At 69.7% G+C, this 21,293-nt stretch carries 23 protein-coding genes and 1 pseudogene; 17 read left to right on the forward strand and 7 right to left on the reverse strand.

Going from position 1 to position 21,293, the window contains the following annotated elements; translation table 11 throughout:
* The 3 genes from VF697_RS23125 to VF697_RS23135 all read right to left on the reverse strand — a co-directional run.
* On the reverse strand, positions 1 to 198 hold a 198-nt coding region (locus tag VF697_RS23125; protein ID WP_331098461.1), incomplete at its 3' end, for a hypothetical protein.
* Positions 195 to 2,285 carry a pre-toxin TG domain-containing protein gene (locus VF697_RS23130; protein WP_331098463.1) on the reverse strand — a complete coding sequence of 697 codons (2,091 nt, stop codon included), beginning with the start codon at positions 2,283 to 2,285 and terminating at the stop codon, positions 195 to 197. The genes VF697_RS23130 and VF697_RS23125, both read right to left, overlap by 4 nt.
* On the reverse strand, positions 2,285 to 3,946 hold the full coding sequence (locus VF697_RS23135; protein WP_331098465.1) for a bifunctional metallophosphatase/5'-nucleotidase: 1,662 nt from the start codon (positions 3,944 to 3,946) through the stop codon (positions 2,285 to 2,287). Before VF697_RS23135 ends, VF697_RS23130 begins: the two co-directional genes overlap by 1 nt.
* A 257-nt stretch (positions 3,947 to 4,203) precedes the next feature.
* Between VF697_RS23135 and VF697_RS23140 the strand changes: the two genes are divergently transcribed.
* The 12 genes and pseudogenes from VF697_RS23140 to VF697_RS23195 all read left to right on the forward strand — a co-directional run bounded on the left by VF697_RS23140 (position 4,204) and on the right by VF697_RS23195 (position 11,797).
* The gene (locus VF697_RS23140) at positions 4,204 to 5,574 is read left to right on the forward strand and encodes a xylosidase (protein WP_331098467.1); all 1,371 of its coding nucleotides are present in this window, start codon (positions 4,204 to 4,206) and stop codon (positions 5,572 to 5,574) included.
* Positions 5,575 to 5,625: 51 nt separating this feature from the next.
* A complete protein-coding gene (locus VF697_RS23145; protein WP_331098469.1) occupies positions 5,626 to 6,459 on the forward strand; it encodes a GvpL/GvpF family gas vesicle protein in 834 nt (277 codons plus the stop codon).
* The gene (locus tag VF697_RS23150; protein WP_331098471.1) at positions 6,452 to 7,153 is read left to right on the forward strand and encodes a GvpL/GvpF family gas vesicle protein; all 702 of its coding nucleotides are present in this window, start codon (positions 6,452 to 6,454) and stop codon (positions 7,151 to 7,153) included. Before VF697_RS23145 ends, VF697_RS23150 begins: the two co-directional genes overlap by 8 nt.
* 131 nt (positions 7,154 to 7,284) lie before the next feature.
* Positions 7,285 to 7,491 (forward strand): annotated as a pseudogene (gene gvpJ, locus VF697_RS23155) (gas vesicle protein GvpJ); the annotation flags it as partial.
* A gap of 127 nt (positions 7,492 to 7,618) precedes the next feature.
* Positions 7,619 to 8,386 carry a GvpL/GvpF family gas vesicle protein gene (locus VF697_RS23160; RefSeq protein WP_331098475.1) on the forward strand — a complete coding sequence of 256 codons (768 nt, stop codon included), beginning with the start codon at positions 7,619 to 7,621 and terminating at the stop codon, positions 8,384 to 8,386.
* A 2-nt stretch (positions 8,387 to 8,388) separates the two neighbouring features.
* Entirely contained in the window at positions 8,389 to 8,706 is a 318-nt protein-coding gene (locus tag VF697_RS23165; RefSeq protein WP_331098477.1) for a gas vesicle protein GvpG, read from the forward strand.
* The gene (locus tag VF697_RS23170; RefSeq protein WP_331098479.1) at positions 8,703 to 8,936 is read left to right on the forward strand and encodes a gas vesicle protein; all 234 of its coding nucleotides are present in this window, start codon (positions 8,703 to 8,705) and stop codon (positions 8,934 to 8,936) included. Before VF697_RS23165 ends, VF697_RS23170 begins: the two co-directional genes overlap by 4 nt.
* Positions 8,933 to 9,253, forward strand: a complete 321-nt coding sequence (locus tag VF697_RS23175) for a gas vesicle protein K (protein ID WP_331098481.1) — start codon at positions 8,933 to 8,935, stop codon at positions 9,251 to 9,253. The genes VF697_RS23170 and VF697_RS23175 overlap by 4 nt, the downstream gene beginning before the upstream one ends.
* 9 nt (positions 9,254 to 9,262) lie before the next feature.
* Positions 9,263 to 9,523, forward strand: coding sequence for a gas vesicle protein GvpJ (gene gvpJ / locus VF697_RS23180; RefSeq protein ID WP_331098483.1), 261 nt, complete (start codon positions 9,263 to 9,265; stop codon positions 9,521 to 9,523).
* A 43-nt stretch (positions 9,524 to 9,566) separates the two neighbouring features.
* Entirely contained in the window at positions 9,567 to 10,760 is a 1,194-nt protein-coding gene (locus VF697_RS23185) for a cytochrome P450 (RefSeq protein WP_331098485.1), read from the forward strand.
* A 58-nt stretch (positions 10,761 to 10,818) separates the two neighbouring features.
* Complete coding sequence (locus VF697_RS23190) at positions 10,819 to 11,625, forward strand: hypothetical protein (RefSeq protein ID WP_331098487.1); 807 nt, start codon at positions 10,819 to 10,821, stop codon at positions 11,623 to 11,625.
* A 31-nt stretch (positions 11,626 to 11,656) separates the two neighbouring features.
* Complete coding sequence (locus tag VF697_RS23195; RefSeq protein ID WP_331098490.1) at positions 11,657 to 11,797, forward strand: hypothetical protein; 141 nt, start codon at positions 11,657 to 11,659, stop codon at positions 11,795 to 11,797.
* A 15-nt stretch (positions 11,798 to 11,812) separates the two neighbouring features.
* Here the strand turns inward: VF697_RS23195 and VF697_RS23200 are convergent, their stop codons facing one another.
* From VF697_RS23200 to VF697_RS23210, 3 genes are all read right to left on the reverse strand, one after another.
* Positions 11,813 to 12,469, reverse strand: a complete 657-nt coding sequence (locus VF697_RS23200; RefSeq protein WP_331098492.1) for a nuclear transport factor 2 family protein — start codon at positions 12,467 to 12,469, stop codon at positions 11,813 to 11,815.
* Between the two features lie 191 nt (positions 12,470 to 12,660).
* Positions 12,661 to 13,356, reverse strand: a complete 696-nt coding sequence (locus tag VF697_RS23205) for a hypothetical protein (RefSeq protein ID WP_331098493.1) — start codon at positions 13,354 to 13,356, stop codon at positions 12,661 to 12,663.
* A 22-nt stretch (positions 13,357 to 13,378) separates the two neighbouring features.
* Entirely contained in the window at positions 13,379 to 14,569 is a 1,191-nt protein-coding gene (locus VF697_RS23210) for a zf-HC2 domain-containing protein (RefSeq protein WP_331098495.1), read from the reverse strand.
* Positions 14,570 to 14,710: 141 nt separating this feature from the next.
* Between VF697_RS23210 and VF697_RS23215 the strand changes: the two genes are divergently transcribed.
* On the forward strand, positions 14,711 to 15,919 hold the full coding sequence (locus tag VF697_RS23215) for a hypothetical protein (RefSeq protein WP_331098497.1): 1,209 nt from the start codon (positions 14,711 to 14,713) through the stop codon (positions 15,917 to 15,919).
* Positions 15,920 to 16,099: 180 nt separating this feature from the next.
* Here the strand turns inward: VF697_RS23215 and VF697_RS23220 are convergent, their stop codons facing one another.
* Positions 16,100 to 16,447, reverse strand: a complete 348-nt coding sequence (locus VF697_RS23220) for a YtxH domain-containing protein (protein ID WP_331098499.1) — start codon at positions 16,445 to 16,447, stop codon at positions 16,100 to 16,102.
* 247 nt (positions 16,448 to 16,694) lie between these two features.
* On the opposite strand from VF697_RS23220, the gene VF697_RS23225 reads away from it, so the two are divergent.
* From VF697_RS23225 to meaB, 4 genes are all read left to right on the forward strand, one after another.
* Entirely contained in the window at positions 16,695 to 18,224 is a 1,530-nt protein-coding gene (locus tag VF697_RS23225) for an acyl-CoA carboxylase subunit beta (RefSeq protein ID WP_331098501.1), read from the forward strand.
* 35 nt (positions 18,225 to 18,259) lie between these two features.
* On the forward strand, positions 18,260 to 19,405 hold the full coding sequence (locus VF697_RS23230; protein ID WP_331098503.1) for an acyl-CoA dehydrogenase family protein: 1,146 nt from the start codon (positions 18,260 to 18,262) through the stop codon (positions 19,403 to 19,405).
* A complete protein-coding gene (locus tag VF697_RS23235; protein ID WP_331098506.1) occupies positions 19,405 to 20,274 on the forward strand; it encodes a hypothetical protein in 870 nt (289 codons plus the stop codon). The genes VF697_RS23230 and VF697_RS23235 overlap by 1 nt, the downstream gene beginning before the upstream one ends.
* A 5-nt stretch (positions 20,275 to 20,279) precedes the next feature.
* Positions 20,280 to 21,293 (forward strand): methylmalonyl Co-A mutase-associated GTPase MeaB (gene meaB / locus VF697_RS23240; RefSeq protein ID WP_331098507.1); only part of this gene is annotated, 1,014 nt, incomplete at its 3' end.

A 21,293-nucleotide genomic window follows, 5' to 3' on the forward strand; every position in this document is an offset into this window, starting at 1 on the left:
GTAATACGCAATGATTGGCGCGAGATCGAGGCGGGCCGGATCAATTGATTTTTCCAGGGAGACATGGCCAAACCGTCTGGGTTCGAACCATCGGAACTTGCGAAGTACGAGGTCGAGAAACTCCCGCACGATTTCGCCCGAGACCGGGCCAGGGGGAAGCCCGATTCGAATATCGGTTTCTGTCGGAGAGCGCATCATGGGTAGGGCCTCAAGACAGCTCTACCCTCTGCTTCCAGCCTTTCCAAACTACGCAGAAGCGTTCCTGAAAGCCGTGTTGCCCCATCGGGATGTTTGGCGGAGCGGACCCACAGCTCGAGGTGACCGCCGTATTTGTCCACGTAGTCAATCATCGCCTTGAGGTTGCCGGAGAGGGAGAGTTCCCTGCGGGCCTTGGACTCAACGAAGGGGTAGGGCTGTCCCCATACCAGCTCCGCCGGCTGGCCCTTCACCGCGTCGGGGATGAAGCCCTGGGCGCCGCTGCCCGGTGGCGGCATCATCATCGCGGTGTTGCGCTCGTACTGGTGGGCCTGGAGGATGGCGTCCTCGAAGGCATTACCCGCTGGCCGGTTCTTCAGGAGGATCTCGTACTGGCGCTCCCAGTCCGCGTCCGGCTGGAAGGAGAAGCGGCGGTACTTCTCCGGGTGGCGGAACTGGTAGTCCACCCAGCGCTGGGCCTTGTGGGCTCGGGTGCCGGGCAGCAGCCGGCTGCCGTCTGGCAACGTGCGCACTCCCAGCAGCGGCACCTTCTGGCCCGCCCGCAGGGCTCCGGCCGCCTCGCGCAACGGCGCCTCCAGGCCACGTGCCACCCCGTTGAGGAAGCGCGATTCCTCCTCGGTGAAGGTGTGACCCCGGGAGGCCGCCCCCAGCAGGCGCTCCACTTCCTTCGCATCCTGTGGTGACAGGTGCGAGGCCACACGCGAGAGCACCTCCACCTCGTTCAGGCCCCGGCCGGTGAGCAACGCCAACCGCTCCGTGTCCTCGCCAGCCTTCATCAGCACGGTGCCGGTCACGAAGGGCAGCAGCACCCCCAGCGCACACACCACGCGCTCGGTGCGTGTGAGGGCGTGGCCCGTGAGGCTGTAGCCAGTGACGGCCGCCCGCGCGTCCATCGTCTCGCCAGCGCCCGGTGTCAGGCCCACCAGCAGCTCCAGCACCAGGTCCTCGGCGGGGTAGGCTTCTGGGTCGAAAGCCTCGTTGTAGTCCAACACCACCGGAGCCAGGCGTCCCAGGTGCACCGCGCTGGCCAGGGCCGAGCGGCTCGCCAGCAGGTAGAGGGCCACCTCCTCGGGCGTACGCCGGAGGAAGTCCGGGTCCTCTGTATGCGCGTAGGCCCAGGCCAGCGTGGCGTTACCCAGGGCTCGCAGCGAGTGCTCGCGCAGCGGCGACTCGCTCAAGAGGTAGCCCGGAGCCAGGCGGCGCGGGGGCGGGGCATAGGTGTCCAGCAGCCTTCTTCCCCACGCCTCGTACTCGGCCAGCTTGCGCTGCACCTCCCGCCAGCGCACCTCGCGCTGTCGCTCCTCCCGCAGCAGCGCCGTGTACCGCTCCAGGGGAGAGGGCGCCGTCTCCAGCGCCTCCCGCGGTTGCAGCCACATCTGGCCCTCCAGCTTCTTGAGTGCCGACAGGCCCTCGCGGCGCGCCGTCTCGGAGAGGCCGGGGGTCCGCAGCGCTTCTCCCTGGTAGCGCAGGAAGGCCTCGTAGGGCGCCTGGGGTGGGGTGGCCGAGAGCACTGGGCCCGTGGACTCCACCTCCTCGCGCCACATGCCCTCACCGCGCCGCAGCGTCAGCACCACTTCGCCCCGCTGGCCCCGCACGTACCGGTACAGCGCCCACTCCACCAGGCGGCGGAAGTCCTCCGCCTCCACCGAGCCCACCTCGGCGCCTTTCCCCTCATGCGCGTGGACGACGAGCAACCGCACCTGCTCGCCCTCCCTCCGCAACCCGAGCGCCAGCCACGCGCCCGTGTGCTTCAGCCGGCGCGCCGCCGCCCACGCCTGGGTGCGCACCTCGTTCGTCCCCTCCAGCACCTCGGCCCCGGGGCGTGCCGCAGCCAGGTGGGCGGTCAGAGGACTCGGGCCCGGCGACTCCATGGCGAAGTCCAGGCGCGGACCCACGCCGATATCCGTATGGCTCTGGCACGCGGTCAGTACCACCAGCACCACCGAGAGAAAAACCGAGGGCGTCTTCATGTGCGCGGCACAGGGGAACTGGCCCTCTCGGTTGCTGACGGTCGTCTCCTCGAAACCCACCTCGCTCCCGAGCTGGGACCGCGGGGAGAGGCGTGGCATCACGGGAGCCGGGTGATGCGACCCAGGGCGGGCGTGGGCAACGGGTTGTTGGCGCGCGTGTAGGCCTCGAGCGCGTCGAGATCGAGCACGCCCGTGAGCGGATCCTTCCCCTCGGTCAGCACCGTGTAGCCGTCACCCCCGGAGACCATGAAGTTGTTCACCGTGACCCGGTAGTTCGCCGCCCGGTCGATGACCCTGCCATGGAGGGTGATGGACGCCGGATCCACCTTGTCCCCCTGTGGCCCCGACGCCTTCCAGCTGAAGGCGAAGCCCCGCGAGACCTGGAGGATGAGCGTGCCGGCCGACTGGAACTGCTGCTCCAGCAGCGTCTCGAGCTGCGCGCCCGTCAGCGTCAGCGTCACCAGGTTGTTGGCGAAGGGCTGGACCGCGAAGACCTCTCCGAAGGTGATGTCTCCGGCGTTGATGTCCGCGCGCACCCCGCCCGGGTTCTGGAAGGCGATGACGGCCCCGCCGAGTCGCGCGTCGCGCGTGGCCGCGAGCATCCCGTCCGCCACGACGTTGCCGAGCGTGGACTCACCCGAGGCACCCGCGGGGAGCGGCCGTACGGGGGCCTTCAGCTCGCTCGGGGTGGTGCCGATGACCGTGTCCCGCAGTCGCGCCGACTTGTGGATGCGATCCTTCACGAACGCGTCCACGGTGGGCTCCGCGGTGTCACGCGTGACGAGGATGTTGCGCGCGCTCGTCTCCACCACGTCATGCGAGACGGGATCCAGCACCAGGTCGATGTCGGTGACGAGGCGCCCGTAGCTGGCCGCGCTGGTGACGCGCTTGCCGTCGATGACACAGTTGTACGCCTGGTGCGTGTGGCCGGAGGCGACCACGTCCACCTCGTCATCGAATCGCTCGACGAGCTCCTTGATGGGGCCGGAGATGCCGGGGCACTCGTCATAGAGACCCGTCTGCAGGCCGCCCTCGTGAATGACCACCACGATGGCCTCCACGCCCTGCTGCTTCAGCTCGGGGACCAGGGCGTTGACCGTGTCCGCCTCGTCCTGGAAGGTGAGGCCCGCCACGCCGGCCGGGTTGACGATCAGCGGCGTCCCCTCCAGCGTCATGCCGATGAAGGCGACCTTCACCCCCTGGAACTCGCGGATGTCATAGGCCGGGAGGAGCGTCTTCCGGGTGGCCACGTCCGTGAAGACGTTGGCGGAGAGGAACTTGAACTTCGCGCCGGGGAAGGTCGGGCTCGCCTTGCACCCATCCACCGGGTGGCAGCCCCCCCTCTGCATGCGCAGCAGTTCGGTGACGCCCTCGTCGAACTCGTGGTTGCCCACGGAGTTGAGGTCCAGCCCCATCATGTTCATCACTTCGATGGTGGGCTCGTCGTGGAAGATGCCGGAGACGAGCGGCGAGGCGCCGATCAGGTCCCCCGCGGACACGACCACCGTGTTGTCGGGGTTGTCCGCCCGCAGCTTCTGGAGGTGATGGGCGAGGAAGGCCGCGCCGCCGGCATTCACGTCGGCGGTACCCCCATCGCTCGCGGGCGCCCGGATGCGGCCGTTGCTGCCCGTGGGGGCCTCCAGGTTGCCGTGGAAGTCATTGAAGGCCACGACCTGGACGCGGATCGGCCGCGGGGGCTTGGGCGGGGGCCTGGGAGCCTCGTGGCAGCCGGGATGGACGACGAGCAGGGTGCCCGCCACGAGCGCTCCGAGGACTTTGACCACGTCGGGATATGCCCGCGCGCGCGCGGGGGAAGGGGGAGCGTGGTTCATGGGTGGAAGACGAAATACTTGAAAACAGGACCCCGTGGAACGACCCCGTCCTTCACCGAGGGGCAAGAACGTGGGGCCCGAGCTGATAAAAGCCGGGGCATGTACAGCCGTGGGTGGAGTGTGAGAGTGCATGGCCGCCCACCAGCCAGGCGCGCACGCCATCGTCGGGGTCGAGCCCAGGCGGAATGAGCTCGATGGCCAGCCGGGTTCCCGCTGCCGTCACCTTTGCTCTGGACCCGATGCCGCCCGAAAACTTCGAGCAGACGTCCGCTCCTCTCTCTTCCGATCCTCGGCTGTCCGCTCCCCTGGAGCACCTGACGCACAACACGCTCGCGTCGGCCCTGGCCGCGCCCTTCGAGGTCAACGCCTCCGAGTGGGGCGTGACGCCGGGCGAGCTCCTCGCGCGACCGGCCCGGGTGCCCGAGGCGCTCCTCGCCGACAACATGCCGGACCCGTTCGCCCTGAGAATCTCGGCCACGAGCCCGGACGGAGCGCGGACGCAGGGGCTGTGGCTCATCGCCACCTTCAACAACCGCCCCTCTGCCTTCCCGCTCTACCGGTGGAGCCAGACGCTGTCCCGGTTCGAGCCCGCCATGAAGGACGGGCGGCACCTGGCCCTCTTCCCCGAGGGGCAGCTCCCAGCGTGGTGGAACCAGGGCGAGCCCGTGCCCGCCGAGCCGGGCCTGCCCGAGGACCTCCTGCTCGCGCGCTGGGCCCCGGAGATCTTCGAGCTCGGCGAGTGGCTGGTCCTCTTCTACACCGCGCGCGACCGCCAGGGCGTGCTGCGGAGCGCCTACGCCACGAGCCGCTCCATCGAGGGCCCCTGGAAGGACCAGGGGCCCCTGGACGTCAACCCGCGCGTGAAGGAGCTCGCCCCGGACTACCCGGGAGGGCCCGCGGGAGACAACCCCGTGCTGGGCACCATCGACGGCACCGTGGCGCGCATCGCGGACGGCTTCGGGCGCAAGCGCCAGGCCCTGGTGGTCAAGGTGGACGGCAACGCCCTGCGCTGGGTGGACGCGGCTACGGGCCAGGAGCGCGCCGCGCCGACGCCGCTGGTCGCCCGCGAGTTCACCCTCGGGCCGGACGGGGTGCTCGACTTCGTCGGCTCCCCCAACGTCATCCTCACCAACGGGCCCCAGCACGGCGGGCTCATCGAGGGACAGTTCTTCGTCCGGGAGAACGGGCAGCGCTACGTCATCTACAGCGCCGGCTTCTTCGGCAACCACGAGTACCACACCTATGTGGGCAAGCTCGATGACGTCCTGCACGGGCGGATCCGCGACGAGCGGCTGCTGATGGACAGCGAGAGCCCCGCGCTGCGCGGCGCGTGGAATGGCCCGGGACACCCCTCGCTGGAGAAGGTGGGGGAGGGCCTCTATGCCCTCTACCTCCACGCGTGGCGCAACGGCACGGACTACTACACCCACGGCGAGGCGCGAAAGGTGCTGCGCTTCCACCTGTCCTTCCGCGACTCGCAAGGCCGCCCGTGTGAGCCGTTCGTCGTCGAGGACCGGCAGGTCCAGCACGGCGCGCCCCGAGTCGACGCGGCCTGACGCGCTCCGCGGGGAAGTGTGTCGGAGGGGGTTGAGACACTCCGGGACGCCATGAATGCGAGAGAGACGGTTCGTTCCGAGGGTGATGACGGCGTGGGGCTGTACGTCTTCTGCTTCGCGCGCGCGGGTGCGGCCGAGATGGCGGTGGGCCCCGGCTTCGCCGGAGAGGCGCCACTCGTCGCGCGAGTGCACGAGGAGCTCGCCGCCATCTGCTGCGAGGTGCCGCTTCACGAATGGACAGGGGAGGTGGGCGAGGCCCATTTGAAGGACCTGGGCTGGCTCGGGCCGCGTGCCCTGCGTCACGAGGAAGTCATCGCGCGGATGATGGGCGCTTCTCCGGTGCTGCCACTGCGCTTCGGCTGCCTGTTCTCGTCGGCGGAGCGGCTCGAGGAGTTGCTCCGGCGCGAGCGGGCGCGGATAGAGGCCTTCCTCGAGAAGGCGGCGCACGAGGAGGAATGGTCGCTCCACGGCGCGCTGGATGTCCTCGCCTGCGAGGAGGCGATGTTCGCCGCGGATCCCCGCGTGGCGAAGCTGCCGGCGTCGGCGGGGGCTCGCTATCTGCTGGAGCAGAAGCTGCGCAAGGACGCGACGCGAGCGGCGCGCGTGTGGGCCCAGGAGACCCAGGCGACGATCGCCCGGGCCCTCGAGGGACTGGTGCTCGCGCGGCGCCCCCTGCGGCCCCCGTCGGAGGGGGCTTTCCACTGGGCGCTCCTCGTTCCGCGCGGCGCGGAGGCGGAACTGGCCAGGCGCCTCGAGCCGCTGGCGGAGCCGTTGTCGGCACACGGGCTCCACCTGTCGGCGCGAGGGCCCTGGCCGGCCTACAGCTTCGCGCCGCACTTCGGGGACACGCCGAGCGAGGAGAACCAGGAGCGGACCCATGGCTGAGCTGCTGCTCTATGGCATCGTGGACGCGGCCTCGGCGTTGCCGGGCGACGGGCGCGGAGTACACGGCGGTGGGCTCCGGCGGATCGTCCACGGCGAGCTCGCGGCCGTGGTCTCCCCCCTCGCGGAGCCCGCGCGGGCGGCGACGCCAGCGAGGGCGGAGTTGCTCGACTATGAGCGCGTCATCCGCTCACTGCACGCCGTCGCCAATGTGTTGCCAATGCGCTTCGGCGGCGTGCTCCCCGACGAGGCGGCGGTACGCGAGCACCTCGACGCGCAGCGGACCGTCTATTCACGCGCGCTCACGCGGATCGCCGGCTGCGTGGAGATGGGCGTGCGGGCGCTGGTCTCCGCGCCGCCTCCATCCGCCGCGCCAGCGGAGAGCGCGCTTGAGAGCCGCTCGGGTGCCGATTACCTCAAGGCCCGGCAGCGGCGCCATGCCGCGGAGAACCAACTGCGCGACCGGTGCGCGGCGCTGGAGCAGGCCCTGCTGGCGAAGGTGGCGCCGCTGTGCAGGGAGCACCGCTCGGAGCTCTCGCCCGCGCGCTCGGGCGAGCCCATGCTCTGCTCACTGTATTTCCTGGTACCGCGCGAGCAGATGGCCGCGTTCCGCGCCGCGCTGTCGCCCATTCCCGACGTGGGCCCCGCGGAGCTCACGCTGAGCGGGCCGTGGCCTCCCTTCAATTTCGTGGCGTGAGTGCCTTGCTGTGTTGGGACGACATGTCTGCCTTTGCTGTTGAATGAAAGACATGTCGGAAGCCCCTGCTAATCGTGAGGGCAAGCATGGACGGAGCGAGTCCAGGCCCAACACAACCAGGAGGCAGAGCCATGGCGGCCATCCAGAAATCGACCGATTCATCCAGCCTCGCCGAAGTCATCAGCATCATCCTCGACAAGGGCATCGTGATTGATGTGTGGGCCACGGTCTCGCTCGTGGGCATCCAGATCCTGTCGGTGGAGGCGCGTGTCGTCATCGCCTCGGTCGATACGTACCTGAAGTACGCGGCGGCGATGGGCCTCTCCGAGAGCACCAGCTCGGCGCTCAAGAACGCGGCCCTGCCGGTGACGAGCTCGGTCATGCCGGCCGCGACGATCGCCGCGCCAGCCGCGGTGGGCGCGTAGCGGAACCAACCCTGAACACCACACGAAGGGAGCTGGGGAGATGATGAACGCTCAGGCAGGAGGCACGTATCTCTATGCCGTGCTCGCCGGCACGGCGGGCGTCGGAGAGACGGGCTCGCTCGGCATCGAGGGCGGCGAGGTGTACTGCATCACCGTGGGGGACCTCTCCGCGGCGGTGAGTCGGGTGGGCCGTACGCGCCTCCGGCCTGAGCGCAAGCATCTCCTCGCGCATCAAGCGGTCCTGCGACGCTTGATGGAGCACACCACCGTGTTGCCGGCGGCGTTCGGCCTCGTGGCCCGAAGTGACGAGGCCGTGCGCGCCCGGCTGGAGGAGAGCCAGGAGGTGTTCCGGGAGCAGCTCGAGAATGTCGCCGGCAAGGTGGAGATGGGGCTCCGGGTGAACTGGAGCACCCCGGATCTCTTCGACTACTTCGTCACCATCCACCCGGAGCTCGGCGCCATGCGGGATCGTCTGAAGGGTCGCCACGATCTCGGCCGCGAGGAGCTGATCCAGGTGGGGAAGTTGTTCGAGCACCTGCGCGAGGCTGATCGGCAGTTGCACTCCGAGCACGTGGCGGCGGTGCTCCGGAAGCGTGGGGTCGAGCTGAAGTGGAACCCACCGCGCGGGGAGCGCGAGGTGATGAACCTCTCGTGCCTGGTGCCGCGCGAGGGGCTCGGCGCCTTCGAGAAGCTGGTCGAGGTCGCCGCGAAGGACTTCGATGACCATTTCACCTTCGAGTTCAACGGTCCGTGGGCTCCGCATAGCTTCACGGAGCTGAAGCTCCCGGCCGGGCTCGGGCGGGAGTGAGCATGTTGCTCATCGATGACCTCCTGTTCGCACCGTTCCACGGCCTGCTCTGGGTGGCCCGGAAGGTCGACGAGGCGCTGGGGCAGGAGCAGGAGCGGGAAGAAGAGGAGCTCAAGACGCGGCTGCGGGAGCTGTATCTGCGGCTGGAGTCCGGGCAGCTCGAAGAGCACGAGTTCGAGGCGCAAGAGGCGGCGCTGCTCGATCGGCTCGACACCATCCTCGCGCGCCAGGAGGAGGCTCTCGCCAAGGAGGACGAGGCACCCGGCCAGGCGGAGGACTTCGTGGAGGAGCTCGCGGGTCAGGAAGGGGAGGGGACGTGAATCAAGAGCTGGAGGAGTCCGAGCCCATCTCCCTCTGTGAAGCGCTCGACCGGGTGCTCCACAAGGGCGTGGCGCTGCGCGGAGACATCGTGTTGTCGGTGGCGGATGTGGACCTCGTCTACCTCGGCCTGCAGCTCATCGTGTGCTCGACGGACACGGCGCGGCGCGCGGGGCTCGTCCTGCCCTCGCCGCTGCCGTCGCTCTCCGGGCCTGGGGGAGGGGCGCGATGAGCGACGTGGGAGGGCAGCTCGAGGCGGTGCTGCGAAGCAAGAGCGATCCGACTCCACGGCGGCTCTCGCTCGACGAGGGCAAGCTGAAGAACGGGCTCGGGCAGTTGGTGCTCACCCTGGTGAAGCTGCTGCACGAGCTGCTCGAGAAGCAGGCCATCCGCCGCATGGAGGGCGGTTCCCTGACGGACGAGGAGATCGAGCGGCTGGGAATGACCTTGATGCGTCAGGCCGAGGAGATCGAGCGGCTCCGCGTGGAGTTCGGGCTCACGGAAGAAGACCTGAACCTCGATCTGGGCCCGCTCGGCAAGCTGCTGTGAGGAGGACACGTGACGTCACAACAACGCATCGTTCAGGGTCCCCGGAATGCCACGCTCGCGGACGTGCTGGATCGCGTCCTCGACAAGGGGTTGGTGGTCGCGGGCGACATCAAGATCAAGCTGCTGGACGTGGAGCTGCTCACCATCCAGGTGCGGCTGGTGGTGTGCTCCGTGGACAAGGCCGCCGAGATGGGAATCGACTTCTGGAGGAGCGATCCGCATCTGTCCTCGCTCGCGCGGCGCGAGCCGCCTCCAGCCCTTGGGGAATGATCCATTTCTCGCGGGCGGGTGCCGGAAGTAAAAGAGCACTCCCATGAACACCCGTCCCAACCTCTTCGCCCCCGACACTCGCGCCAATCCCTATCCCCTCTATGCCGAGCTGCGGCGCAACGCGCCCGTGTTCCAGGTGGACCCTGGTGGCTTCTGGGCCATCAGCCGGTACGACGACGTCCTCGCCGTGCTCAAGAACCCGCGGCTCTACTCCTCGGAGGGCTTCCTCCTGTTCTCGGAGAAGCCCTGGCTGCCCCGCAACGCGCTCGAGGACACCCTGCTGGCCATGGATCCTCCGCGCCATGATCAGCTGCGCTCGCTCATCAGCCGCGCCTTCGGGGCGAAGGCCCTGGCCCGGCTGGAGCCTCGCATCCGCGCCTGCGCCGAGGAGCTCGCCTCGAGGATTCCCTCCGGCCGCACGGTGGACTTCGTCGAGGCGTTCTCCATGCACCTGCCCAGCTTCGTCATCGGCACGCTGCTGGGGCTGCCCACGTCGACGCACGAGCACTTCAAGCGCTGGGCGAACGACATGGTCAACGTCCCCGGCGTGGCGGACGACGACCTGGTCACCCAGGCCCGCACGCGTCAGTCGCTGGAGGAGATGGACCGGTACCTCAACGAGGCCATGGAGGAGCGGCGGCGCCACCCCCAGGACGACTTCGTGAGCGACCTGCTGCGCGTCCAGGTGGATGGTGAGTCCCTCACGCCCTCGGAGCAGATGGGCTTCCTCAACCTGCTGCTGGTGGCGGGGCTGGAGACCACCGTGCACCTGCTCAACTTCCTCGTCCAGTCCCTGGCGGAGCACCCGGACGTGCTGGCGCGTGTGCGCGAGGATCGCTCGCGGGTGCCGGCGTTCATCGAGGAGGTGCTGCGCTACCACGCCCCCGTGCAGTCCGTGCTGCGTCTGACGACCGCCGAGGTGGAGCTGCACGGCGTCCGCCTGCCTCCGGGCTCGCCAGTGCTGGCGCTCATCGGCTCGGCCAACCGGGACGAGACGCACTTCAACGAGCCGGATCGCTTCGACATCTCCCGCACCGGGACGAACAACATGCCCTTCGGCCACGGCGCCCACTTCTGCATTGGCGCGGCGCTGGCCCGGATGGAGGCCCGCATCGCGATGGAGACGCTGCTCGACCGCTTCCAGCGCTTCGAGGTGAAGACGGATCGGTTCGAGTGGAACTACTCGCTCACCGTCCGCGGTCCCTGGGTGATGCCGGTGGAGCTGCACGCGGCCTGAGAGCCTGGCGGGGCCCCGGGTGCCACCTGGGCCCGCCCGGACGGAGTATCATGGGGCCATGGACACCGGCCCCTCCGTCCGATGGCTCGTCGTGCTGCTGCCGCTCGTCACTGCGGCGTGTGCCACCTCGGCGGCCTACCACCCCCAGAAGGACTGCGCGGCGGGCAGCCCGGGCGCATGCGTCGACTGGGGCGATGAGTTGGTGGCCCACGGAGACGCGCGGCAGGCGGAGACCGCCTATGGCCAGGGGTGTGAGGGCGGCATCGCCACGAGCTGCATCACCCAGGGCCAGCTCCTGATGAAGCGCGGTGAGCTGGAGGCGGCCGAGCCCCCGCTCCGCAAGGCGTACATCGAGGAGTTCCCGGAGGCCTACGAGGCCCTGGCGGACCTCTACCAGGCCCGGGGGAGCGCCAGCGACCTGGAGATTGCCCAGGGGCTGCGCTTCGAGGCGCCCGCGATCGACAAGCCGGCCGTGGAGTACATCGGCCACTTCCGGGTGGACTCCCGAGGGGGACTCGGCTCGGCGATGACGCTGAACGTGCAGCCGATGCTCTTCCTGTCACGCCGGCTGGACCTCGGATTCCATGCCGCCTTTGGCGCGGGGATGCCGGAGCTCAACGGCTTCATCGGGTATCAGCACTTCGTCAACACCTGGCTCGTGCCGTATGCGCGAGTGATGCTCGGGGGACTGCCAGGGGCTCCACCCGGCCAGGGCCTCAACTACGGCGGAGACGTCGGGCTGAAGCTGTGCCTGGGGCCCATTGGCCACCTGGAGTTCTCCGTCGGCTCCTCGCGAGGCAGTCCCCTCCATGCCTCGGTGGGACTGGGCCTGAACGCGATCTTCCTGCTCCTCGCGGCACGCTGAGGGCCCCCGGAGGACCTCCGCGTCCCTGGCGGTGGCCCACCTGCAACGTCTGGCCACCGTGCCGCTCTTCCTTCAGGTGTCCAATCCCGAGGCGGAGCGCATCTACACGCGCGCGGGATTCCAGGTGCTGGGAGAAATGAAGGAGGTGGAGTGCCACCTCCTCGATGGGTGAGGGGCCGTGGCTCGCTCAGCCCTTGGCCGGGGGCAGGTACTTCGCGGGCAGCGGCTGCTCCGGCGTCTCCGCGGTCCAGGCCACTGTCAGCACCCACCAGCGCTTGCCATCATGGACGAGCTGGATGCTGTTGATGCCACGCACGAAGGGCTTCGACAGGTCCGCTTCGCGGAAGCCCTCGTAGGTGCTGAAGACGTGCACGAGCGGACCGAAGCGCTCCACCACGCTGTGCAGCTCCCGCTCGCGGAAGCCCTCCTCGACGAGCATCTTCTCGGAGCCGGTGATGTAGTCCTCGGGCGAGAGCATGCGGTGGCCGGTGGTGCCGTCCTTCCGCTTCCCGGAAGGAATCATCCGCGCGCCGGGCGCGAAGAGGGAGCGGAAGCGGTTCCAGTCACGCGCCTGTCCCTTCGGCCCGGAGATGACGTCGTAGAGCGCGGCCACGAGCGACTCGGGAGTGGCCACGTCCGCCGGCCGGGGCTCCGGGGGACTGGCGGCGGGAGTCGGAGCGGGCGCCGCGGGGGCGGGAGCAGCGGGCGCGGGGGCTGCCGGGGCAGGGGCCGCGGGAGTGGGCTTCGTGGGCTTGGGCTCGGCGGCGAGTGTCGGGGCCGTCACACCGGTGACGACCAGCGCCGCGACGAGTGACCACACGCGAGACGAGAAGGTGGAGTGCATGGGCATCCTCGGGACTGCGGGGGACGCGCATCATGGCCCACCCCCTCCGTGGCGGCGAGCACCTCGGAGGGTACGGCGACCGCCTCACGACCTCGACCTCCCGGTCGCGCGGTGCGCGAACTTGTACAATAAGTGTACAAGTTGCGCGAGAACGCGCCCGGGAGGTCTCCGGCCTTCTCTTCGTGTCCCCGTTACTCGGCGAGCGTCTCGCTACCGTGCACGACGGTACCGCCTGGGAACTGGTGGTCGAAGGTGCCGCCACTCAGCCCAACGGCCATGCCCTGGAAGCCGGACCAGTTGAACAACCAGTCGTGGCCACCCTCCTGGCCTTCGACGGGGGGGAGCTGCTGAATGGGCTGGGTGCCGCACACGGTGGTGGTGCCCGCGTCCGAGGACACCTGGGCGGCCTCCACCCTGCCCGGCATCGGCCGTTGGGGGGCCGTGCACGAGCCGGAATAATTGAAGCCCGCGGGCGTGACGATGACCACGGCTCTGTCGGCGAGCATCCGGTCGCTGAAGAGGCCCAGGGAAGCGCGCTCTCCGTCGATGGTGAACAGGAAGGAGCGCGTGGCCATGTCCATGGCGAAGGCGCGGAAGCGCGGCGGAGGCGTGATGCCCATGGCATCCGGCGGCAGCGTGTACGCCACCACGTGGACGAACCTCCGCGCCGACGCCGAGCCCCAGAGCGTCCTCGTGTCCATGCCCCGGGAGTACATGATGGCCGTGGGCGGAGTCGTCGTGAGCGGGGTCTCGCCGGCGACGTAGGCCTGCTCGTTCATCTGGGGGAGCATCCCGTTCTGTCCGGGAACCGGCTCCATCGGCTCGATACAACCCGTGAGGGCGACTCCTGCCACCAACACCCGCATCCACTGAGTCATCACCTTCATCGTCGTTCTCCCTGAGACAGCTTCAGGTCTGGAACTCCACCTCCAGCCGGCTGGTGGCGCAGGTGCGTTGCGCGGCGCTCAGCACCTGCTCGGCCCGGGAGTGCTGGTCCTTCGCCAGCTCGGCCTGGGCGCGCTGGTGGGCGGCCAGCAGGGAGAACCAGTCGTCGCCGGTGCGGGTGGCGAGGGCCTCGTACTCCTCCAGGTGGGCGCGGATGGACTGGCCGTGGAAGAAGGCTCCCAGCAGGAGGTCCGTCTCCCCGGCGGCGCGGGCCTGGGCGATGAGCGGCTGCCACTCGGCGGGAGGGCGGCGCTCGCGCCGGAGCCGATCATGCTCGCGAGCCAGGGGGCCTCGGCGGGAGAAGTCGCGCCCGGCCACGCGGTGCACCAGCGCCTCCAGGATGCCCTTGCCCTCGTGCCGATCCAGCTCCTGGGCCAGCGGCAGCAGCTCCAGCGTGCGCTCGCGGGTGGGGGCGGCGCGCAGCGCGTCGTAGAAGAAGAGGCGGAAGAGTCCCGGGAAGGCACGAGCCTCTTCCAGGGAGACGGGGCCACCGGTGCGCATCGCATCGCCCACCTTGCGCGCCGCGGCATAGGAGGCCGGGTGCGCTTCCACCTGCCCGCGCAGGGCCTCCGCGCGCTGCTTCGCCTCGGTGCTCCAGCCGGGCTCCCCGAGGGCGGCCACGCGCTCGAAGGACTCCGCGGCCAGGAGCCCCAGGCCGAGCTCGCGCAGCACCAGCCCCCGATTCCACAGTGCCCGCGGGTGGCTGGGCGCGGCCGCCAGCACGCCGTCGCTCAGCACCAGGGCCTCGGTGAAGTCCCCCGTGTCCAGGGCGAGCAGGGCCCGGTCGCTGTCCAGGTCCGGCGAGTGGCCGGCCTTCGCCAGGTACGGCGCGGCCTGGATCGGGTTGCCGCGCAGCAGCCAGGCGGTGGCGAGTCCGTGGAAGTCCTTCGCCTCCTCGAGCGCAGCGAGCTCCTGGAGGGGGAGGGGAGGAAGCACGGTGGGGGCCCCGGCCCGGGTGGTGCCATGGGGCCGGTAGACATCGGCGGCCGGGTAGCTGAGGCGGGCCTCTCGGGGGCGCGTCTCCGCGTTCGCCAGCCAGAGGTCTCCCGAGGGCTTCCTCGGCCTCGCGAAGAAGAAGGCCCCGAGCACCGCGATGGCGATCCCCAACCCCACGCCAACCCGGACCGCGCGGCTCTTTCCCAGCTTCGACTCCATGACGCCTCCCCGTGGAGGGAACCTAGCCGAAGCCTTCTTCCCCGGTATCACCCTCGGGGAGCACGGGCCTTCACGGAGGAGAACGAACCGGCCTCGCCCTCCTTTGTGCGACGGGCGTATCTCTGCCAGCGTTGGCCGTGTATGCGGCGCTCTCGCCTGGTCCAGGCACTGATCCTCTCGTTGGCCCTCCACCTGGGCCTGGGGCTCGTGCTGTTCCTGGCGCCGCCCGAGAGCACGCCTCCTCCCACGCGTCCCGAGCCCCTCCAGGTCGAGGTGGTCGTACGCACGCCGCCCGCGCCCTCCCGACCGCCGAGAAGCGCCTCCCGGCCTCCGCGCCCCCCTCCCGCGACGCCGCCCCCGAGCGCCACGGCCGCCGCACCGCCTCCCGCGACCCCCGCGCCGGCCCTCCCTCCGGCCGAGACTCCGCCGGATGCGCCACGCGCGGTGCGCCTGTTCCCGGGCGCTGGGGGACTCCCCGTGACCGGAGTGCCCACGAGGCCAGGGGGCTCCACCGGACGCACGCTGCGACCAGGGGATGGGCCCTCGCCGGAGCAGCTCCTCGCCGAGGAGGGCCAGCGGGTCCAGGGGCGCGTCCAGGGCTTCCTCGATGACGGCATGGCGAGCCTGCGCGTGCAGAACGGCCTCGTGGACGGCTTCTTCGGCGACATGGACAAGGCCCTGGAGAAGGGGCTCTCCGGCGCGCCGCTCTTCGCGTACCAGGGGGTGCTCAAGCACTTCTTCAAGGCCACGCCCGAGCGCGGCCAGGCCCTGCGAGACCTGCTCACGAGCGCCGGGCGCTATGGCGCGAGCGGCAGCCCGGACGAGGCGGGAGGAGGCCCCACGGGGACGGAGCGCCTGGAGGACGTGGCGCGCTCGGGGACGGCGGGGGCGCGGGCCCGGACGAGGCCCACCACGGTGGACATGCTGGAGACGTACAACCGGCGCGCCGGAGCGCTGCACGTGAAGCTGGAGCTGGAGCAGTCCCGCTCGGGCCAGGTGCTGTCGGTGAAGCTGATGGAGAGCTCGGGCAACCCCCTCTTCGATGCCTACGTCCTCGAGCGCGTGCCCACGTCGCTGGCGGCGCTCGGCCCCGCCTCCGAGCACTTCGCCGCGAGGACGAAGGGCACCGTGCGCAGTGTCTGGGGCATCGAGGGGCACGTGAGCTTCGCGCGCACCATCAAGTTCTCGAAGCTGGAGGAGCTCGACGCCTCGGACGCGGCCTACATCTCGGCGCTGTTCCCGCTGGGGCTGCTGTCGGGCGGCTTCGAGGAGACACGCGGCGAGGTGATCATCCCGGACGTCCGCCGGCCGCACTTCGACATCCGGACCGAGCTGCTGCGCGTGTACTGACGGCGCGAAGCGGCCCAGAAACTCCCATGATTTCAGCGACTTGCACCCGATAAGGGGGCCTGGAGGCGTCGTCCCGTCCCTTGTCGGACGCCGCCGGGTCCCCTCGCGGGAAGCCCACCGGCGAAACAGGGAAGCACAAGCTGGCGCTCCCCTCCCTGGCTGGTGGGCCGCAGGCGACTACTAGGCGCTGGCGGTCTTCTCCGGGCTGGTGCCAATGCCCTGCTTGCCGAGGTAGCCCATGGCCTTGTCCTTCACATCGGTGCGCAGCTCGGTGCCCGCCTTGGGCGCGAGCATGAGGGCGGCGATGCCGCCGACGGCGCAGCCGATGATGAACGCGCCCACACCGGCGAACGAGCTGCGGGCGGGCTTGTAGGTGGTGAGACCCACGTAGCGCAGCACGTCATCCGGATCGAAATCGTTCCACTGGTTCTTGGCGAACTTGGGCAGGTCCTTGACGATCTTCCGAGCGATCAGCTTCCGGTACACGTCGCTCTTCACCGCCCACTTGGCCTTCGTCGCGAACAACATTCCGTCCTCCTCCTGTGGCCACAGCCTTACGAGAGGTGGACTTCCCCCACGGCCGCCCACCCCCGCGGGGCATCAAGCTAGGGAGGGGAGGCGAGGGAGGCACCCCCCGGGGAGTACGCTGTCCCCTGGGAGAGGGGGCGGGCGTCGGCTGGAAGGCAGAGCGAGGCCATGACGCGGCGTGCCCAGTAGGGGGGTGAACGGAGAGAGCAGCCAGGCGAGCACCTTTCTGGTATGCCCCCGCCCCGCCATGTCATTCGACCAGAAGCTGCTCGAGAAGATCGCCCAGGTGGAGAAGGGCGGAGCCGAGAAGTACCACGCGAAGAACCGGGAGACGGGCAAGCTGTTCGCCCGCGAGCGCATCCGGCTGCTGGTGGACGAGGGGTCGTTCATCGAGGACGGCAAGCTCGCCAACAACCTGGATCCGGAGCTGCCCTCGGACGGCGTCATCATCGGCCTGGGCAAGGTGGCCGGGCGCACCGTGGCGATCATGGCCAACGACTCCACGGTGAAGGCGGGGAGCTGGGGCGCGCGGACGGTGGAGAAGATCCTCCGCGTCCAGGAGACGGCGAAGTCGCTGCGCTGTCCGCTGCTGTACCTGGTGGACTCGGCGGGTGCCCGCATCACGGATCAGGTGGAGATGTTCCCGGGCCGGCGGGGCGCGGGCCGCATCTTCTACAACGAGGTGCACATGTCCGGGGAGGTGCCGCAGGTGTGCCTCCTCTTCGGGCCCTCGGCGGCGGGCGGCGCCTACATCCCGGCGTTCTGCGACCTGGTCATCATGGTGGACGGCAACGCCTCCATGTACCTGGGCAGCCCGCGCATGGCCGAGATGGTCATCGGCGAGAAGGTGACGCTGGAGGAGATGGGCGGGGCGAAGATGCACTGCTCGGTGTCGGGCGTGGGCGACGTGCTGGTGAAGACGGAGCAGGAGGCCATCGAGACGGCCAAGAGGTACCTGAGCTACTTCCCGGAGAACTTCACCCAGGCGCCGCCCCGGCTCGAGCCCAAGGCCCCCAAGGCCAGCGGCAAGCGGGTGGATGAGATCATCCCCGCGGACCAGAACAAGCCCTTCGACATGTATGCGCTCATCAACGAGCTCATCGACGAGGGGAGCTGGTTCGACGTGAAGAAGCTCTTCGCCCAGGAGATCATCACGGGCCTGGGACGCATTGGCGGGCGGCCGGTGGGCATCGTGGCCAACCAGCCCAAGTACAAGGGCGGCGTGCTCTTCGTGGACTCGGCGGACAAGGCGGCGCGCTTCATCTGGCTGTGCGACGCCTTCAACATCCCGCTGCTCTACCTCTCGGACGTGCCGGGCTTCATGATCGGCACCAAGGTGGAGCGCGCGGGCATCATCCGGGCGGGCGCGAAGATGATCTCCGCGGTGTCCGAGGCCAGCGTGCCGAAGATCTGCGTGGTGGTGCGCAAGGCGTACGGCGCGGGCCTGTACGCCATGAGCGGGCCGGGCTTCGCCCCGGACGCCACCCTGGCGCTGCCCGGGGCGATGATCGCCGTGATGGGCCCCGAGGCGGCGGTCAATGCCGTCTACTTCAACAAGATCCAGGAGAAGCCCGAGGCCGAGCGGGCCGCCTACGTCCAGCAGCTCCGGGACGAGTACCGTCAGGACGTGGACATCTACAAGCTGGCGAGCGAGCTGGTGGTGGACGAGATCATCCCCGGCGACCGGCTGCGCAACGAGCTGTTGCAGCGTTATGAGGTGTATTCCCGGCGCTTCCAGCCCCGGGAGACGAAGAAGCACGGCGTCTACCCGGTTTGATGGTCCCCCCACCCCCCTCTGCTATACATCCCGACATGGACTTCGAACTTCCTGAAAGTCATCGAGCCCTCCAGGCCTCCCTCCGTGACTTCTGTGAGCGCAAGGTCAAGCCCTACGCGCGCGAGTGGGACAAGGAGGAGAAGTTCCCGATGGAGGTGGTACGGGAGCTCGGTGAGCTGGGCGTGCTGGGCATGCTGGTGTCCGAGGAGTACGGCGGCGCCGCCATGGACTCGCTCGCGGTGGCGGTGGCGGTCGAGGAGATCGCCCGCTACGACGGCTCGCTGGCCCTCACGGTGGCCTCCCACAACGGGCTGGGCACCAGCCACCTGCGCGTCTTCGGCAACGACGCGCAGCGTCGCAAGTACCTGCCCAAGCTGGCCACCGGCGAGTACCTCGGCGCCTGGGGCCTGACCGAGCCCGGCAGCGGCTCGGACGCGGCGGGCATGAAGACGACCGCCGTGCGCAAGGGCGACAACTGGGTGCTCAACGGCGCGAAGATGTTCATCACCCAGGGCACGGTGGGCAGCGTGTTCGTGGTGCTCGCCGTCACCTCTCCGGAGAAGAAGCAGAAGGGCGTCACCGCCTTCCTCCTGGAGAAGGGGATGCCGGGCTTCAGCCAGCGCTCCATCCACGGCAAGCTGGGCATGCGCTCCTCGGACACGGCGGAGCTGGTGCTGGAGAACGTGGAAGTGCCCGACTCGCATCGGGTGGGCGAGGTGGATCACGGCTTCATCGACACGATGAAGATCCTCGACAAGGGCCGCATCACCATCGGCGCCCTGGCGGTGGGTCTGGCGCGCGGGGCCCTGGAGGAGTCGCTGCGCTACGCCCGGGAGCGCACGGCGTTTGGCCAGCCCATCTCCGAGTTCCAGGCCCTGCGCTGGATGTTCGCGGACATGAAGACGGAGACGGACGCGGCGCGGCTGCTGGTGCACCGCTCGGCGGCCCTGGCCGATGCCGGCCAGCCGTACAGCCAGGAGGCCTCGATGGCGAAGCTGTTCGCCTCCGAGGTGGCCACGCGGGCCTGCAACAAGGCGGTGCAGATCCACGGTGGCTACGGCTACACCCGCGAGTTCCCCGTCGAGCGCTACCTGCGCGACGCCAAGTTGTGTGAGATCGGCGAGGGGACCAGCGAGATCCAGCGCTCCATCATCGCCCGGGAAATCTTCAAGAAGGCGTGATGGACTCGGCCCGGCTGCGACAGCTCGGACTGGAGGTCCGGGGCGAGGGGGGACGCCTGGAGGCGACCTTCGTCCTGGACAGGCCCCTCGACAACCCGGTGAGTCCCATCAAGGTGGATCGGGTGGACTTCCGGGTGGAGGGGGAGCGGCTGGTGCCCATCGCTCCGCCCGAGGTGCGGGGGTTGCGTCCCATCGCGCTGGGCGCGGTGAAGGACGCCGAGGCCCTGGAGGCGGAGGTGACGGAGGCCTTCAACGAGCACCTCTTCCATGTGCAGCGTCGCTCGGCGGAGCTGCGGGCCCTGGGACTCAATCCCCAGGTGGATCCGGTGTCGTTGGTGCTCTCCACCCAGGTGTCCGAGTCCGGGCTGGCCCTGACGCTGGTGGCGGACCGCCAGGGCCACTTCCGGGTGGCGAGCGCGACGCGGGAGGGACAGGCCCTGCCCGTGCCCCCCACGCACACCTTCGAGCTGTCCGAGTTCCGCGAGCGCGGCGCGCTGGTCGGCTACCTGGCGGCGTTGTTTGAAGAGTCGACCGGGGCTGGAGCGGCGGCCCGGGGGCAGGCGGTGGGGGAGGGGCTGGTGCGTTTCTCGGAGGTCGTCCAGGCCTTCGGGGAAGGGGCGGTGGTGCCCCCGCGCAGCGGCCTGGAGCTGCTGGTGCAGCTCGAGGTGGAGGGCCGGCCGTACCGTTTCGCCGCCGCGCGCGTGGCGGGCCGTACCTTCCGAGGGCTGCTGGCCGGGGCGCAGGGCAAGGTGTGGGCGGAGCGTTTCGAATTGGATGATTTCCCCGGAGTCGTCCCGCTGGTGGCGGGCCTGCTGAAGGTCTCCCCCGAGGCCGTGAAGCTGGTCGGCGCGGGCGCTCCACAGGAGTAAGGGTCTTGGCCAAGGCGACGAGTCTTTCCGAGCGGGTTCTTCAGGGCGATGTGCGGGCCGCGTCGCGCCTGATGCGCAACATCGATGATGGCGAGCCGGAGGCCACCCAGGCCCTGCGCGAGCTGTTCCCCAGGACGGGGCGGGCCTACATCATCGGCATCACCGGCTCGCCCGGGGCGGGCAAGTCCACGCTGACGGATCGGCTCATCGCGCACCTGCGCAAGGCGGGCAAGACGGTGGGCGTCATCGCGGTGGACCCCACGAGCCCCTTCACGGGCGGCGCCATCCTCGGGGATCGCATCCGCATGCAGGATCACGCGACGGATCCGGGCGTCTTCATCCGCTCGCTGGCCACGCGCGGCAACCTGGGGGGCCTGTCGCGCGCCACGGGCGACTGCATCCGGGTGATGGACGCCATGGGGCGCGACGTCGTCATCGTGGAGACGGTGGGCGTGGGGCAGGATGAGATCGACATCGCCCAGATGGCGCACACCACCATCGTGGTGACGGTGCCGGGCATGGGCGATGACATCCAGGCCATCAAGGCGGGCATCCTCGAGGTGGCGGACATCTTCGCGGTGAACAAGGCGGACCTGGACGGGGCGGACCGGGTGGTGCGCGAGCTGCGGATGATGTTGGAGCTGCGCCACGCGGTGAAGGCGCCCCCCATGGACCACGACGCCCACCACCGGATGGTGCGCGCCAAGGCCGAGGGCACGCACGTGGAGGAGCCGGCGGGGCCTCGCGAGTGGGAGCCGCCCATCCTCAAGGTGATGGCCGCGAGGGACACGGGCGTGGACGTGCTGGTGAAGACGATCGAGGAGCACCGGGCCTTCCTGGAGGAGACGGGCCAGCGCAAGGTGAAGGAGCGCACCCGGGCGGCGGCGCAGTTCGTGGCCCTGCTGCGCGAGCGGCTGTTGCGCAGCGCGCTGTCGCGGCTGGAGCGGGAGCGGGGGCAGTTGGACGAGGTGGCCGGGCGCATCGCCGAGCGCCAGGCGGATCCCTACGCGCTCGCCGAG

This window comes from Archangium sp. (assembly GCF_036388035.1).
In the GTDB taxonomy this organism is placed as follows: Bacteria; Myxococcota; Myxococcia; order Myxococcales; family Myxococcaceae; genus Archangium.

Bases quoted from the DNA above. Each gene is read 5' to 3' on its own strand.
- VF697_RS23140 (WP_331098467.1), top strand. From the start codon at position 4,204: ATGAGCTCGATGGCCAGCCGGGTTCCCGCTGCCGTCACCTTTGCTCTG.
- VF697_RS23235 (WP_331098506.1), top strand. From the start codon at position 19,405: ATGGACTCGGCCCGGCTGCGACAGCTCGGACTGGAGGTCCGGGGCGAG.
- VF697_RS23130 (WP_331098463.1), bottom strand. From the start codon at position 2,285: ATGCCACGCCTCTCCCCGCGGTCCCAGCTCGGGAGCGAGGTGGGTTTC.
- VF697_RS23220 (WP_331098499.1), bottom strand. From the start codon at position 16,447: ATGTTGTTCGCGACGAAGGCCAAGTGGGCGGTGAAGAGCGACGTGTAC.
- VF697_RS23205 (WP_331098493.1), bottom strand. From the start codon at position 13,356: ATGAAGGTGATGACTCAGTGGATGCGGGTGTTGGTGGCAGGAGTCGCC.
- VF697_RS23215 (WP_331098497.1), top strand. From the start codon at position 14,711: ATGCGGCGCTCTCGCCTGGTCCAGGCACTGATCCTCTCGTTGGCCCTC.
- VF697_RS23185 (WP_331098485.1), top strand. From the start codon at position 9,567: ATGAACACCCGTCCCAACCTCTTCGCCCCCGACACTCGCGCCAATCCC.
- VF697_RS23190 (WP_331098487.1), top strand. From the start codon at position 10,819: ATGGACACCGGCCCCTCCGTCCGATGGCTCGTCGTGCTGCTGCCGCTC.
- VF697_RS23230 (WP_331098503.1), top strand. From the start codon at position 18,260: ATGGACTTCGAACTTCCTGAAAGTCATCGAGCCCTCCAGGCCTCCCTC.
- VF697_RS23145 (WP_331098469.1), top strand. From the start codon at position 5,626: ATGAATGCGAGAGAGACGGTTCGTTCCGAGGGTGATGACGGCGTGGGG.
- VF697_RS23210 (WP_331098495.1), bottom strand. From the start codon at position 14,569: ATGGAGTCGAAGCTGGGAAAGAGCCGCGCGGTCCGGGTTGGCGTGGGG.
- VF697_RS23150 (WP_331098471.1), top strand. From the start codon at position 6,452: ATGGCTGAGCTGCTGCTCTATGGCATCGTGGACGCGGCCTCGGCGTTG.
- VF697_RS23200 (WP_331098492.1), bottom strand. From the start codon at position 12,469: ATGCACTCCACCTTCTCGTCTCGCGTGTGGTCACTCGTCGCGGCGCTG.
- VF697_RS23175 (WP_331098481.1), top strand. From the start codon at position 8,933: ATGAGCGACGTGGGAGGGCAGCTCGAGGCGGTGCTGCGAAGCAAGAGC.
- VF697_RS23160 (WP_331098475.1), top strand. From the start codon at position 7,619: ATGATGAACGCTCAGGCAGGAGGCACGTATCTCTATGCCGTGCTCGCC.
- VF697_RS23165 (WP_331098477.1), top strand. From the start codon at position 8,389: ATGTTGCTCATCGATGACCTCCTGTTCGCACCGTTCCACGGCCTGCTC.
- VF697_RS23225 (WP_331098501.1), top strand. From the start codon at position 16,695: ATGTCATTCGACCAGAAGCTGCTCGAGAAGATCGCCCAGGTGGAGAAG.